The following is a 17,176-nucleotide window of genomic DNA, read 5'->3' on the forward strand; positions in this document are numbered from 1 at the left end:
GTTATTAGTATATCTCATTATTTCTATCTCTGTATATAAATGTAACCTGCTACTGACTTGCGTTCACCGCTTTCATCATCCTGGTAATTGAGAACGTAGTAATAGGTTCCTACAGGTAATTCTTCTCCTTGCTGGATTGTTGCTCTACCTTCAGATATTCCTCTAAATACATTACCGTTGACCCCATAGCTTTCGGTTTCATAGACTAGCACACCCCAACGATTGAAAATTTGTAAATCATTAGTTGAGAAACAGTCTAGATTTTCAATGACTAAGAAGTCATTTCTAGAGTTACCATCTGGAGAAATTCCGTTGTAAACTATTGGTTCACCGCAGACAACTTCTTCATCAAATTCTAAATAATCAAAGATTCCATCGCCATCAGTATCTCTCGTGTTTCCAGTGTTAGGATTTTGATCATTATCTGGATCTGGACCTTCGTCGATAGTATCAAAAGCATCACCATCATCATTATCATCTAGATAATCAGGAATACCATCACCATCGGTATCTTGATCTACTGGATTATCATCACCATCATAATCTTCAAATACTGTATTCACCGTATCTCCATCATCGTCAATATCGCGATAATCCACGTCCTCAGTACCGTCTAGATCTGGAAGCTCAGATGGATCACCATCTAATTCTAGACCATCTGGATCACCATATCCAGAAGTATCACCATCATAAGCATCATTAAGACCATCGTTGTCAATGTCTTGATCACTTGGTGAAACGTCTGCAATACCATCGTGATCAAAATCATGACCTTCTAACCTATCCAATACATTATCATTATCTGAATCAGAATCGATATAATCTTGAAGATCGTCGCCATCAAAGTTGAATTCTTCGATTGGTGAGCCATTGGTATCATAAGCATCATCAACACCGTTATTATCTTCATCTTGACCTGATGGACTTATATAGTCAAATGTATCTTGAGACTCTACATTATCTGTAATACCATCATTATCAGAGTCTTGATCAAGATAATCAGGCAGTAAATCTGTATCAGTTTCTCGTGGTGCTGTTGAAACACCGTTACCGTCGATACCATCATCTTCTACCGCATCAGGTATACCATTCACACCTTCTGGCCCGTCAACCATACCGTCGTTATCAGCATCAAGTGCAGAGTTTCCTGTCTCATTGACATCATAGATACCGTCATTATCGCTGTCAAGGTCTAAATGATTTGATATTCCATCACCATCAGTATCAAATTCTGGGTTTACTGCATTGTCATCGTCACCAACAGTTGGATCGTTATCATCGTCATCTAGGTATGCAGGTACGCCGTCACCGTCGTTGTCGATATCAGGATTTGATCCTACTTCTACAATATCAGGAATACCATCATTATCGTCGTCTTCGTCAAATAGATTAGTATCGTCGGTAGCGTCAAGATAGTTAGGCGTACCGTCTCCATCAGTATCATCATTGGTTGGATCGCCGTCATTATCCACATCTTCACCTTGTTCAGGATCATTATCGTCACCACCACCTTCAAAAGTTAATAATCCATCATCATCATCATCCCTATCACGGAAATCTGGGTTGTCATTTGCTCCATCTCTATTAGGTAAATCGAATGGATTGTCAATGACTAATAAACCGTTAGGGTCTTCAAAATCTCCCAATGATCCGTCATATGCGTCATCCAATCCGTCACCATCATTATCTACACCAGATGGATCTACATCCGCCACACCATCTGCGTTGTAGTCACTACCCTCGATGGAGTCAGGCACATTATCATTATCAGAATCAAGATCTAGATAATCAGGAAGTTCGTCTCCACCATCATCATCATTACCATTGTCAAAATCCTCATCTGTGTTGACTGGCTCAATAGGTGCACCATTAGTATCATAGGCATCGTCAACTCCGTTAGAATCAGAATCCATCCCTGATGGTAAGATATAATCAGCTGATGATTGAGATTCAATGTTATCTGTAATTCCGTCGCCATCAGAGTCCTGATCCTTATAATTAGGGATGTCATCATCGTCGAGATCAGACTCAAGAGGATCATCGCCAACACCATTTCCATCAACTCCATCATCCTCGGCAGCATCAGGAATACCATTAACGCCTGCAGGACCGTCTACCATACCATCATTGTCTACATCTAGATCTGAATTACCAGTTTCTACCACATCATAAATTCCGTCGTCGTCTACATCTAGATCTAATTGGTTAGGTATACCATCGCCATCCAAGTCTAATGATGGATCAAACAAGCCATCTTCATTTCCTACAAAGAAGTCGTTATCATCATCATCAAGATAGCTGGGAACACCATCTCCATCGTTATCTATATCTGGATCAAAGCCATCTAGTTCTTCTATATCCGTGATACCGTCATTATCGTCATCCAAATCAATATTATCTGGAATAGAGTCATTATCTCTATCTATAGACACGATTGTAGGATCATCTGGCTCTCCATCATTGTTTTCATCGAAGTCATTTGGATTGTTTGGATCATCAGACGTATCTGTAACATCAACACCATTAACATCTTCTCCGATACCGATTAAGGAGTTGATTGCGCGGTTATTTCTAACGTCATCTTCGTCAATTGTTTGAGTCACGGTTGCTATTACGCTTTCGCCAGGAGCTATACTATTGAATGTATCAGGCATTATGCTACCCGCATCCGCATTATCGTCTGATATCACAACATCTGTAAGAGTGATATTTCCTGTGTTTGTTATTACAATGTCATATGTAATAACGTCACCAATATTTCTGAAGAATTGCTCACGAGCAGCCTTAGTGATGCTCATCGAACTTTTCTGTCCCAGGTCCGTATCCGTTGGATCGTCGCCCACGTTGCTGTCATCATCCGAGTCATCACTTACCGTGTTGCCATCCGGAGTCTCTCCGCTCACCACTGCCTGGTTGCGTACAAAGCCGCGGTCGATGTCATCCTGAGTGATCGTATAGCTACCCGTAAAGGTCGTATCGTCAAAGGCTCCCGGTGACAGGCTAGCGATAGGACCGCCGCTTAGTGTACCGTTGGCGCCTTCCAATAGAACGTCCTCAAGGGTGATGTTCGTCAGCGTCGTGCTTCCGGTATTCGTTACCCTGAAGCTGTACGTGATCGTCTCGCCCACCTGTGCCGTACCGTTGCCGGCATCATCCGTATCACCGCTGCCGGCATCATCAAACACCGACGTCTTGATCACCGCGATGCTGCTGTCCTGTCCCAGGTCCGTATCCGTTGGATCGTCGCCTACGTTGCTGTCATCATCCGAGTCATCACTTACAGTGTTGCCATCCGGAGTCTCTCCGCTCACCACTGCCTGGTTGCGTACAAAGCCGCGGTCGATGTCATCCTGAGTGATCGTATAGCTACCCGTAAAGGTCGTATCGTCAAAGGCTCCCGGTGACAGGCTAGCGATAGGACCGCCGCTTAGTGTACCGTTGGCGCCCTCCAATAGAACGTCCTCAAGGGTGATGTTCGTCAGCGTCGTGCTTCCGGTATTCGTTACCCTGAAGCTGTACGTGATCGTCTCGCCCACCTGTGCCGTACCGTTGCCGTCATCATCCGTATCACCGCTGCCGGCATCATCAAACACCGACGTCTTGATCACCGCGATGCTGCTGTCCTGTCCCAGGTCCGTATCCGTTGGATCGTCGCCCACGTTGCTGTCATCATCCGAGTCATCACTTACCGTGTTGCCATCCGGAGTCTCTCCGCTCACCACTGCCTGGTTGCGTACAAAGCCGCGGTCGATGTCATCCTGAGTGATCGTATAGCTACCCGTAAAGGTCGTATCGTCAAAGGCTCCCGGTGACAGGCTAGCGATAGGACCGCCGCTTAGTGTACCGTTGGCGCCTTCCAATAGAACGTCCTCAAGGGTGATGTTCGTCAGCGTCGTGCTTCCGGTATTCGTTACCCTGAAGCTGTACGTGATCGTCTCGCCCACCTGTGCCGTACCGTTGCCGGCATCATCCGTATCACCGCTGCCGGCATCATCAAACACCGACGTCTTGATCACCGCGATGCTGCTGTCCTGTCCCAGGTCCGTATCCGTTGGATCGTCGCCCACGTTGCTGTCATCATCCGAGTCATCACTTACAGTGTTGCCATCCGGAGTCTCTCCGCTCACCACTGCCTGGTTGCGTACAAAGCCGCGGTCGATGTCCTCCTGAGTGATCGTATAGCTACCCGTAAAGGTCGTATCGTCAAAGGCTCCCGGTGACAGGCTAGCGATAGGACCGCCGCTTAGTGTACCGTTGGCGCCTTCCAATAGAACGTCCTCAAGGGTGATGTTCGTCAGCGTCGTGCTTCCGGTATTCGTTACCCTGAAGCTGTACGTGATCGTCTCGCCCACCTGTGCCGTACCGTTGCCGTCATCATCCGTATCACCGCTGCCGGCGTCATCAAACACCGACGTCTTGATCACCGCGATGCTGCTGTCCTGTCCCAGGTCCGTATCCGTTGGATCGTCGCCCACGTTGCTGTCATCATCCGAGTCATCACTTACAGTGTTGCCATCCGGAGTCTCTCCGCTCACCACTGCCTGGTTGCGTACAAAGCCGCGGTCGATGTCATCCTGAGTGATCGTATAGCTACCCGTAAAGGTCGTATCGTCAAAGGCTCCCGGTGACAGGCTAGCGATAGGACCGCCGCTTAGTGTACCGTTGGCGCCTTCCAATAGAACGTCCTCAAGGGTGATGTTCGTCAGCGTCGTGCTTCCGGTATTCGTTACCCTGAAGCTGTACGTGATCGTCTCGCCCACCTGTGCCGTACCGTTGCCGTCATCATCCGTATCACCGCTGCCGGCATCATCAAACACCGACGTCTTGATCACCGCGATGCTGCTGTCCTGTCCCAGGTCCGTATCCGTTGGATCGTCGCCCACGTTGCTGTCATCATCCGAGTCATCACTTACCGTGTTGCCATCCGGAGTCTCACCACTGACCACTGCCTGGTTGCGTACAAAGCCGCGGTCGATGTCATCCTGAGTGATCGTATAGCTGCCCGTAAAGGTCGTATCGTCAAAGGCTCCCGGTGACAGGCTAGCGATAGGACCGCCGCTTAGTGTACCGTTGGCGCCTTCCAATAGAACGTCCTCAAGGGTGATGTTCGTCAGCGTCGTGCTTCCGGTATTCGTTACCCTGAAGCTGTACGTGATCGTCTCACCCACCTGTGCCGTACCGTTGCCGTCATCATCCGTATCACCGCTGCCGGCGTCATCAAACACCGACGTCTTGATCACCGCGATGCTGCTGTCCTGTCCCAGGTCCGTATCCGTTGGATCGTCGCCCACGTTGCTGTCATCATCCGAGTCATCACTTACAGTGTTGCCATCCGGAGTCTCTCCGCTCACCACTGCCTGGTTGCGTACAAAGCCGCGGTCGATGTCATCCTGAGTGATCGTATAGCTACCCGTAAAGGTCGTATCGTCAAAGGCTCCCGGTGACAGGCTAGCGATAGGACCGCCGCTTAGTGTACCGTTGGCGCCTTCCAATAGAACGTCCTCAAGGGTGATGTTCGTCAGCGTCGTGCTTCCGGTATTCGTTACCCTGAAGCTGTACGTGATCGTCTCGCCCACCTGTGCCGTACCGTTGCCGGCATCATCCGTATCACCGCTGCCGGCATCATCAAACACCGACGTCTTGATCACCGCGATGCTGCTGTCCTGTCCCAGGTCCGTATCCGTTGGATCGTCGCCTACGTTGCTGTCATCATCCGAGTCATCACTTACAGTGTTGCCATCCGGAGTCTCTCCGCTCACCACTGCCTGGTTGCGTACAAAGCCGCGGTCGATGTCCTCCTGAGTGATCGTATAGCTACCCGTAAAGGTCGTATCGTCAAAGGCTCCCGGTGACAGGCTAGCGATAGGACCGCCGCTTAGTGTACCGTTGGCGCCCTCCAATAGAACGTCCTCAAGGGTGATGTTCGTCAGCGTCGTGCTTCCGGTATTCGTTACCCTGAAGCTGTACGTGATCGTCTCACCCACCTGTGCCGTACCGTTGCCGTCATCATCCGTATCACCGCTGCCGGCGTCATCAAACACCGACGTCTTGATCACCGCGATGCTGCTGTCCTGTCCCAGGTCCGTATCCGTTGGATCGTCGCCCACGTTGCTGTCATCATCCGAGTCATCACTTACCGTGTTGCCATCCGGAGTCTCTCCGCTCACCACTGCCTGGTTGCGTACAAAGCCGCGGTCGATGTCATCCTGAGTGATCGTATAGCTACCCGTAAAGGTCGTATCGTCAAAGGCTCCCGGTGACAGGCTAGCGATAGGACCGCCGCTTAGTGTACCGTTGGCGCCTTCCAATAGAACGTCCTCAAGGGTGATGTTCGTCAGCGTCGTGCTTCCGGTATTCGTTACCCTGAAGCTGTACGTGATCGTCTCGCCCACCTGTGCCGTACCGTTGCCGTCATCATCCGTATCACCGCTGCCGGCATCATCAAACACCGACGTCTTGATCACCGCGATGCTGCTGTCCTGTCCCAGGTCCGTATCCGTTGGATCGTCGCCCACGTTGCTGTCATCATCCGAGTCATCACTTACCGTGTTGCCATCCGGAGTCTCTCCGCTCACCACTGCCTGGTTGCGTACAAAGCCGCGGTCGATGTCCTCCTGAGTGATCGTATAGCTACCCGTAAAGGTCGTATCGTCAAAGGCTCCCGGTGACAGGCTAGCGATAGGACCGCCGCTTAGTGTACCGTTGGCGCCTTCCAATAGAACGTCCTCAAGGGTGATGTTCGTCAGCGTCGTGCTTCCGGTATTCGTTACCCTGAAGCTGTACGTGATCGTCTCGCCCACCTGTGCCGTACCGTTGCCGTCATCATCCGTATCACCGCTGCCGGCGTCATCAAACACCGACGTCTTGATCACCGCGATGCTGCTGTCCTGTCCCAGGTCCGTATCCGTTGGATCGTCGCCCACGTTGCTGTCATCATCCGAGTCATCACTTACCGTGTTGCCATCCGGAGTCTCACCACTGACCACTGCCTGGTTGCGTACAAAGCCGCGGTCGATGTCATCCTGAGTGATCGTATAGCTGCCCGTAAAGGTCGTATCGTCAAAGGCTCCCGGTGACAGGCTAGCGATAGGACCGCCGCTTAGTGTACCGTTGGCGCCTTCCAATAGAACGTCCTCAAGGGTGATGTTCGTCAGCGTCGTGCTTCCGGTATTCGTTACCCTGAAGCTGTACGTGATCGTCTCACCCACCTGTGCCGTACCGTTGCCGTCATCATCCGTATCACCGCTGCCGGCGTCATCAAACACCGACGTCTTGATCACCGCGATGCTGCTGTCCTGTCCCAGGTCCGTATCCGTTGGATCGTCGCCCACGTTGCTGTCATCATCCGAGTCATCACTTACAGTGTTGCCATCCGGAGTCTCTCCGCTCACCACTGCCTGGTTGCGTACAAAGCCGCGGTCGATGTCATCCTGAGTGATCGTATAGCTACCCGTAAAGGTCGTATCGTCAAAGGCTCCCGGTGACAGGCTAGCGATAGGACCGCCGCTTAGTGTACCGTTGGCGCCTTCCAATAGAACGTCCTCAAGGGTGATGTTCGTCAGCGTCGTGCTTCCGGTATTCGTTACCCTGAAGCTGTACGTGATCGTCTCGCCCACCTGTGCCGTACCGTTGCCGGCATCATCCGTATCACCGCTGCCGGCATCATCAAACACCGACGTCTTGATCACCGCGATGCTGCTGTCCTGTCCCAGGTCCGTATCCGTTGGATCGTCGCCTACGTTGCTGTCATCATCCGAGTCATCACTTACAGTGTTGCCATCCGGAGTCTCTCCGCTCACCACTGCCTGGTTGCGTACAAAGCCGCGGTCGATGTCATCCTGAGTGATCGTATAGCTACCCGTAAAGGTCGTATCGTCAAAGGCTCCCGGTGACAGGCTAGCGATAGGACCGCCGCTTAGTGTACCGTTGGCGCCCTCCAATAGAACGTCCTCAAGGGTGATGTTCGTCAGCGTCGTGCTTCCGGTATTCGTTACCCTGAAGCTGTACGTGATCGTCTCGCCCACCTGTGCCGTACCGTTGCCGTCATCATCCGTATCACCGCTGCCGGCATCATCAAACACCGACGTCTTGATCACCGCGATGCTGCTGTCCTGTCCCAGGTCCGTATCCGTTGGATCGTCGCCCACGTTGCTGTCATCATCCGAGTCATCACTTACCGTGTTGCCATCCGGAGTCTCTCCGCTCACCACTGCCTGGTTGCGTACAAAGCCGCGGTCGATGTCATCCTGAGTGATCGTATAGCTGCCCGTAAAGGTCGTATCGTCAAAGGCTCCCGGTGACAGGCTGGCGATAGGACCGCCGCTTAGTGTACCGTTGGCGCCCTCCAATAGCACGTCCTCAAGGGTGATGTTCGTCAGCGTCGTGCTTCCGGTATTCGTTACCCTGAAGCTGTACGTGATCGTCTCGCCTACCTGTGCCGTACCGTTGCCGTCATCATCCGTATCTCCGCTGCCGGCGTCATCAAACACCGACGTCTTGATCACCGCGATGCTGCTGTCTTCTAATAATAGAGTGATGGTTGGATCATCTGGCTCACCGTCTGCTTCTGTATCTACATCTGCATTGTTATCTGGATCGTCACTGATATCTTGTATAACAGCATCCGATGGGGAATCAGCCGAGACAGTAGCACTATTTTGATAGCGACCAGCGTCAATATCGTCTTGGGTTAAAATATAAGTTCCCGTAAATGTTGTGCTGTCAGAAGCTCCAGGCTCCAACTGGGCAATCGCCGTACCTGTCACTGTCGTTCCAAGGTCTGAAACTTGAAGATTTGATAATGTAGTGGTTCCTGTATTTGTAATGACAAATTGATATGAAATAATATCGCCGGCGTCGGCAACAGAATTACCATTGGAATCCTCATAAGTGTCAATTTTCAATAAAGTTACGGAGCTAGAAGGGTCGAATGATACAACCGTAGGGTCATCTGGCTCACCGTCACCATTATTATCAATATTATCTGTGTTCAAAGGATCATCTGAATCATCCACCACTATGATACCATTAGGATCTGTGGCTTCTACGCTAGCTTGATTTATAAATGATAAATTATCAATATCTGATTGTTGAATAGTATAAAATGCTGAATACGAAGCATTGTCAGATTCTCCAGGAACTAGCACAGCAATCCCACTCCCATTGACAACTACTCCAGCAGTAAGATCTGAAACAGTGATACCTGTCAATGTAGTATTTCCAGTGTTAGTTATTCTAAACGAGTATAGAATGCGATCACCAGCATCAATTACTCCATTACCATTGAAGTCTGATGCGACTCCTTGTTTGGAGAGTTGAATTTCGGAGTTGGGATCAAGAACTGTCGTCGTGGTATCATCCTCCAGGTTGCTGTCGTCATCAGATACGTCGCTCACATCGTCGCCGTCATCAGTCGTTCCCGTGGCAGTGGCCTGGTTGTTCACGAAGCCTCGGTCGATGTCTGCCTGCGTGAGCGTCAACGATCCCGTGATCGTTACACTAGTACCCGGTGCCAGATCCGCGATTGGGCTGCCCGTGATGCTACCGTTGGGTGCCACCAGTAATGGGTCGCTCACCGTGATGTTGTTGAGCGCCGTGTCTCCGGTATTGGTTACCGTAAAGTCATAGTCGATCGTCTCGCCTACCTGGGCGAAACCATCTCTATTGGCGTCGTTGAACGTACCTTCCTTGATGATCGCGATGCTGTTGTCCTGTGGAAGTGGCGTCGTCGTCGTATCATCCTCCAGGTTGCTGTCGTCATCGGATACGTCGCTCACATCGTCGCCGTCATCAGTCGTTCCAGTGGCAGTGGCCTGGTTGTTCACGAAGCCTCGGTCGATGTCCGCCTGCGTGAGCGTCAACGATCCCGTGATCGTTACACTAGCGCCTGGTGCCAGATCCGCGATTGGGCTGCCCGTGATGCTACCGTTGGGTGCCACCAGTAATGGGTCGCTCACCGTGATGTTGTTGAGCGCCGTGTCTCCGGTATTGGTTACCGTAAAGTCATAGTCGATCGTCTCGCCTACCTGGGCAAAGCCATCTGCGTTGGCATCGTTGAACGTACCTTCCTTGATGATCGCGATGCTGTTGTCCTGTGGAAGTGGCGTCGTCGTCGTATCATCCTCCAGGTTGCTGTCGTCATCAGATACGTCGCTCACATCGTCGCCGTCATCCGTCGTTCCAGTGGCAGTGGCCTGGTTGTTCACGAAGCCTCGGTCGATGTCTGCCTGCGTGAGCGTCAACGATCCCGTGATCGTTACACTAGCGCCTGGTGCCAGATCCGCGATTGGGCTGCCCGTGATGCTACCGTTGGGTGCCACCAGTAATGGGTCGCTCACCGTGATGTTGTTGAGCGCCGTGTCTCCGGTATTGGTGACCGTAAAGTCGTAGTCGATCGTCTCGCCTACCTGGGCAAAGCCATCTGCGTTGGCATCGTTGAACGTACCTTCCTTGATGATCGCGATGCTGTTGTCCTGTGGAAGTGGCGTCGTCGTCGTATCATCCTCCAGGTTGCTGTCGTCATCAGATACGTCGCTCACATCGTCGCCGTCATCCGTCGTTCCCGTGGCAGTGGCCTGGTTGTTCACGAAGCCTCGGTCGATGTCTGCCTGCGTGAGCGTCAACGATCCCGTGATCGTTACACTAGTACCCGGTGCCAGATCCGCGATTGGGCTGCCCGTGATGCTACCGTTGGGTGCCACCAGTAATGGGTCGCTCACCGTGATGTTGTTGAGTGCCGTGTCTCCGGTATTGGTGACCGTAAAGTCGTAGTCGATCGTCTCGCCTACCTGGGCAAAGCCATCTGCGTTGGCATCATTGAACGTACCTTCCTTGATGATCGCGATGCTGTTGTCCTGTGGAAGTGGCGTCGTCGTCGTATCATCCTCCAGGTTGCTGTCGTCATCGGATACGTCGCTCACATCGTCGCCGTCATCAGTCGTTCCAGTGGCAGTGGCCTGGTTGTTCACGAAGCCTCGGTCGATGTCTGCCTGCGTGAGCGTCAACGATCCCGTGATCGTTACACTAGCGCCTGGTGCCAGATCCGCGATTGGGCTGCCCGTGATGCTACCGTTGGGTGCCACCAGTAATGGGTCGCTCACCGTGATGTTGTTGAGCGCCGTGTCTCCGGTATTGGTGACCGTAAAGTCGTAGTCGATCGTCTCGCCTACCTGGGCAAAGCCATCTGCGTTGGCATCGTTGAACGTACCTTCCTTGATGATCGCGATGCTGTTGTCCTGTGGAAGTGGCGTCGTCGTCGTATCATCCTCCAGGTTGCTGTCGTCATCGGATACGTCGCTCACATCGTCGCCGTCATCAGTCGTTCCCGTGGCAGTGGCCTGGTTGTTCACGAAGCCTCGGTCGATGTCTGCCTGCGTGAGCGTCAACGATCCCGTGATCGTTACACTAGTACCCGGTGCCAGATCCGCGATTGGGCTGCCCGTGATGCTACCGTTGGGTGCCACCAGTAATGGGTCGCTCACCGTGATGTTGTTGAGCGCCGTGTCTCCGGTATTGGTTACCGTAAAGTCATAGTCGATCGTCTCGCCTACCTGGGCGAAACCATCTCTATTGGCGTCGTTGAACGTACCTTCCTTGATGATCGCGATGCTGTTGTCCTGTGGAAGTGGCGTCGTCGTCGTATCATCCTCCAGGTTGCTGTCGTCATCGGATACGTCGCTCACATCGTCGCCGTCATCAGTCGTTCCAGTGGCAGTGGCCTGGTTGTTCACGAAGCCTCGGTCGATGTCCGCCTGCGTGAGCGTCAACGATCCCGTGATCGTTACACTAGTACCCGGTGCCAGATCCGCGATTGGGCTGCCCGTGATGCTACCGTTGGGTGCCACCAGTAATGGGTCGCTCACCGTGATGTTGTTGAGCGCCGTGTCTCCGGTATTGGTTACCGTAAAGTCATAGTCGATCGTCTCGCCTACCTGGGCAAAGCCATCTGCGTTGGCATCGTTGAACGTACCTTCCTTGATGATCGCGATGCTGTTGTCCTGTGGAAGTGGCGTCGTCGTCGTATCATCCTCCAGGTTGCTGTCGTCATCAGATACGTCGCTCACATCGTCGCCGTCATCCGTCGTTCCAGTGGCAGTGGCCTGGTTGTTCACGAAGCCTCGGTCGATGTCTGCCTGCGTGAGCGTCAACGATCCCGTGATCGTTACACTAGCGCCTGGTGCCAGATCCGCGATTGGGCTGCCCGTGATGCTACCGTTGGGTGCCACCAGTAATGGGTCGCTCACCGTGATGTTGTTGAGCGCCGTGTCTCCGGTATTGGTGACCGTAAAGTCGTAGTCGATCGTCTCGCCTACCTGGGCAAAGCCATCTGCGTTGGCATCGTTGAACGTACCTTCCTTGATGATCGCGATGCTGTTGTCCTGTGGAAGTGGCGTCGTCGTCGTATCATCCTCCAGGTTGCTGTCGTCATCAGATACGTCGCTCACATCGTCGCCGTCATCCGTCGTTCCCGTGGCAGTGGCCTGGTTGTTCACGAAGCCTCGGTCGATGTCTGCCTGCGTGAGCGTCAACGATCCCGTGATCGTTACACTAGTACCCGGTGCCAGATCCGCGATTGGGCTGCCCGTGATGCTACCGTTGGGTGCCACCAGTAATGGGTCGCTCACCGTGATGTTGTTGAGCGCCGTGTCTCCGGTATTGGTGACCGTAAAGTCGTAGTCGATCGTCTCGCCTACCTGGGCAAAGCCATCTGCGTTGGCATCGTTGAACGTACCTTCCTTGATGATCGCGATGCTGTTGTCCTGTGGAAGTGGCGTCGTCGTCGTATCATCCTCCAGGTTGCTGTCGTCATCGGATACGTCGCTCACATCGTCGCCGTCATCAGTCGTTCCCGTGGCAGTGGCCTGGTTGTTCACGAAGCCTCGGTCGATGTCTGCCTGCGTGAGCGTCAACGATCCCGTGATCGTTACACTAGCGCCTGGTGCCAGATCCGCGATTGGGCTGCCCGTGATGCTACCGTTGGGTGCCACCAGTAATGGGTCGCTCACCGTGATGTTGTTGAGTGCCGTGTCTCCGGTATTGGTGACCGTAAAGTCGTAGTCGATCGTCTCGCCTACCTGGGCAAAGCCATCTGCGTTGGCATCGTTGAACGTACCTTCCTTGATGATCGCGATGCTGTTGTCCTGTGGAAGTGGCGTCGTCGTCGTATCATCCTCCAGGTTGCTGTCGTCATCAGATACGTCGCTCACATCGTCGCCGTCATCCGTCGTTCCCGTGGCAGTGGCCTGGTTGTTCACGAAGCCTCGGTCGATGTCTGCCTGCGTGAGCGTCAACGATCCCGTGATCGTTACACTAGTACCCGGTGCCAGATCCGCGATTGGGCTGCCCGTGATGCTACCGTTGGGTGCCACCAGTAATGGGTCGCTCACCGTGATGTTGTTGAGCGCCGTGTCTCCGGTATTGGTGACCGTAAAGTCGTAGTCGATCGTCTCGCCTACCTGGGCAAAGCCATCTGCGTTGGCATCGTTGAACGTACCTTCCTTGATGATCGCGATGCTGTTGTCCTGTGGAAGTGGCGTCGTCGTCGTATCATCCTCCAGGTTGCTGTCGTCATCGGATACGTCGCTCACATCGTCGCCGTCATCAGTCGTTCCCGTGGCAGTGGCCTGGTTGTTCACGAAGCCTCGGTCGATGTCTGCCTGCGTGAGCGTCAACGATCCCGTGATCGTTACACTAGCGCCTGGTGCCAGATCCGCGATTGGGCTGCCCGTGATGCTACCGTTGGGTGCCACCAGTAATGGGTCGCTCACCGTGATGTTGTTGAGTGCCGTGTCTCCGGTATTGGTGACCGTAAAGTCGTAGTCGATCGTCTCGCCTACCTGGGCAAAGCCATCTGCGTTGGCATCGTTGAACGTACCTTCCTTGATGATCGCGATGCTGTTGTCCTGTGGAAGTGGCGTCGTCGTCGTATCATCCTCCAGGTTGCTGTCGTCATCGGATACGTCGCTCACATCGTCGCCGTCATCAGTCGTTCCCGTGGCAGTGGCCTGGTTGTTCACGAAGCCTCGGTCGATGTCTGCCTGCGTGAGCGTCAACGATCCCGTGATCGTTACACTAGCGCCTGGTGCCAGATCCGCGATTGGGCTGCCCGTGATGCTACCGTTGGGTGCCACCAGTAATGGGTCGCTCACCGTGATGTTGTTGAGCGCCGTGTCTCCGGTATTGGTGACCGTAAAGTCGTAGTCGATCGTCTCGCCTACCTGGGCAAAGCCATCTGCGTTGGCATCGTTGAACGTACCTTCCTTGATGATCGCGATGCTGTTGTCCTGTGGAAGTGGCGTCGTCGTCGTATCATCCTCCAGGTTGCTGTCGTCATCAGATACGTCGCTCACATCTGGACCACTAGGTGGTGTACCTGTAGCTGTAGCTTGATTATTTATGAATCCTCGATCAATGTCCTCTTGAGTAAGAGTTAAGGAACCTGTGCGAGTTCTTACTGCACCTACAGGTAGATTTGCAATGTTACCTCCATTGATCTGGCCATTGGGAGCAACAAGTAATGGGTCTGTAATTCTAACATTAGTCAAATCACGATTCCCTGTATTTTCTATCGTAAAGGTGTATGTTATTTCTTCACCAACTTGTGCAAATCCGTCTCCATTAGCATCATTTAATATACCTTCCTTAATGATGGCGATATCGTCATTTCGCGTAAGCGGAGTTATTGTAATATCATCTGGATTACCATTTCCATTTGTATCAACATTTGTATCGTCATCTGGGTCATCAGATAAATCTGAGACGTCGTCACCATTTGAATTGATACCAGCACCAGTGATCTGATTACGGACCTCACCAGCATTAAGATCATCTTGTGTAATCGTATGACGTGAAGTGGTTGTGATCGATTGACCTACATTGAGATTCCCAATGAAATTCCTATCTAATGTGCCGTTGTCATCAGTTAAATTAATATTACGCAGTACCGTGTTACCAGTATTAGTAATCACAACGTCATACGTAATCACATCGCCTACCGAGTCGTATGTACCATCTCTATCATCCTTGGTAATTGATAGGATACTACCCACGCTGAGAAGTGCTGCATTACTTACCTCACGCGCACAAGCATAAGATGAGCTTGTAACAACTACCCTGTATAGATTTCCATTAAATGATTCTGGCGCATCCGTAACTGTGAGTGTATTAGAAAAAACACCACTATAACGAGCATTGTTATTCAAATTTGTAAAATTACCTCCATTAGTGCTTACCTGCCATCTATAAACTGGATTGCTGCCAGTAGCGGAAACGGAAAACTGTACACTATTATCGTCAGGAGTTACGGCGGTGGTAGCATCTGGCTGATCTGTAATATTGATGTCAGTTCCTGCTTCTAGAAAGTCTGGCGTTCCATTATTATTTCCATCTCGAGGTGTAGAATATCCATTACCACTTGTTACCAAACCATCTTCATCGACGGTAGGCGGAACTTGATTTCCTAATTGACCATCGCCATCATTGTCAATAAAACCTGCCTCAATTACATCTGGACATCCATCATCATCTGCATCGCGATCGATTCTATTAGGCAGTCCTGTACCATCTGTATTAGCCGTATCGCCACCTTCATCAACATCTGTAATACCATCATTGTCATCATCAAGGTCAACTGAGTCTGCTAGACCATCCTGATCGAAATCGGGTCCATCAACAAAATCATTACCAACTCTTGATGCCTCACGTACAACGACTGTTATCTCATTATCATTAGCTCCATCCGTATCAGACACTGATGCTATATCGAATCCTGTAGGCACGTCAGTTTGTAGATCGATTTCTCTAATGGTAAATACTTGTTCATTAGTCCCATCTCTAACTACGGTGAATTGGTAATCTCCATTTGCATCAGTAGTTGTGGCTTCAATGAAATTACCGCCTTCATCATACAGCTCTACTCTTACACCTGAAATTCCTGAACCGCTATCTCTCAATACCGTTCCACATATTAGTGGGTTTGAGACAAATGTTTGGACTGGTTGTTGAAATTCTGCCCTTTCAAGAACTAGAGCGTAAAAACGATTTGACTGAGTTCCATTACCTACTTTACCAACGCGGTAAGTAAAAGTATTTCTACTCTCATAATAATTACTAAAGGTGTAGCGAGGATCTTGATCAATAGGCTCTACGGGCGCGGATCGTCCATCAATATTCTGTCCTCTAATGATAGTACCATTAGCACCCGTGCGGTCTATATCAATTTCAGTCACTGCAGATACAGTATAAGCATCTGTCAAGGAAAGCTCTGCAAATTCACGTATGCTATTGGCTCCATTCCCGCCGCCACCATCTATGTCAAATGGTGACGCGTAAAAACACACATTCTGACTAGGTGTATTAGTTCCAGCATTAACCAGCCTGATAGTAAATAATGCGTTTATATTACCAGAATTATTTGCAGAAATACGTGGCTGAAAAGCCCTAGGCAAACCTGAATCTGAAACATCAATATCTAAAAGCGTCGTACGATTAAGTTCTGTGATTTCAACTAAGATATCGATAGCAGGATTGCTTGCAGTGGCTCCTGCAGCGTTAGGAAACCTATACACTGTACCCACGGCGAGCGGTGCACCACCATTATCAATTACAGGATCAGAATCAAAAGACACTATATCAAAACAGTTCTCTCTCAAGCAAGATCGCGACTGAGCTATCGCTGTCAGTGAAAAACAGCTGACGAGAAAAAATAGTAATAATGATCTAGTAGGAAAATTGTTTACTAAAGTAGAGTTGTTCATCGACAATATTATTATGATAATAAGACTGACTAGAAAGGGACAACTTTCCTACAAAGCAAAACACGAAGCAGAAACTGAGCCCCTAACCTCAGTCATCTACATTCTTAAAATTATTAGAATGTCTTGCAAAAGTAAACGTTTCGCGCTGTCCCACAAATACTTTCGGCTGGGACGCATAATAGTCGTTTAAAAGATGCTAGCGATCTTTATTGTTAACATTTGTTCAGTTAACACAGGTTGCATTTAGATTTTATTTTAGCATGTCTCCATAGATAAAACCTTTAATCCATAAAAAAAGCCATTCAACTTATATACTTAGCTTTCACGAAAGCGTAATACGTAAAACAGCCTATCTAAAAGAGTGTGTTTTTTGCGCATAATGCCGCGACCGTAAGATTATGATTTAACCCTTAACAAAGATT

The 17,176-nt window shown here is 50.8% G+C and carries 1 protein-coding gene; it reads right to left on the minus strand.

Annotated elements, in window-relative coordinates; translation table 11 throughout:
* Positions 1-23: 23 nt before the first annotated feature.
* Positions 24-16,754 carry a DUF7507 domain-containing protein gene (locus EJ995_RS00100; RefSeq protein WP_126444424.1) on the minus strand — a complete coding sequence of 5,577 codons (16,731 nt, stop codon included), beginning with the start codon at positions 16,752-16,754 and terminating at the stop codon, positions 24-26.
* Positions 16,755-17,176 lie beyond the last annotated feature (422 nt).

Source organism: Nonlabens ponticola (assembly GCF_003966335.1).
GTDB lineage: Bacteria > Bacteroidota > Bacteroidia > Flavobacteriales > Flavobacteriaceae > Nonlabens > Nonlabens ponticola.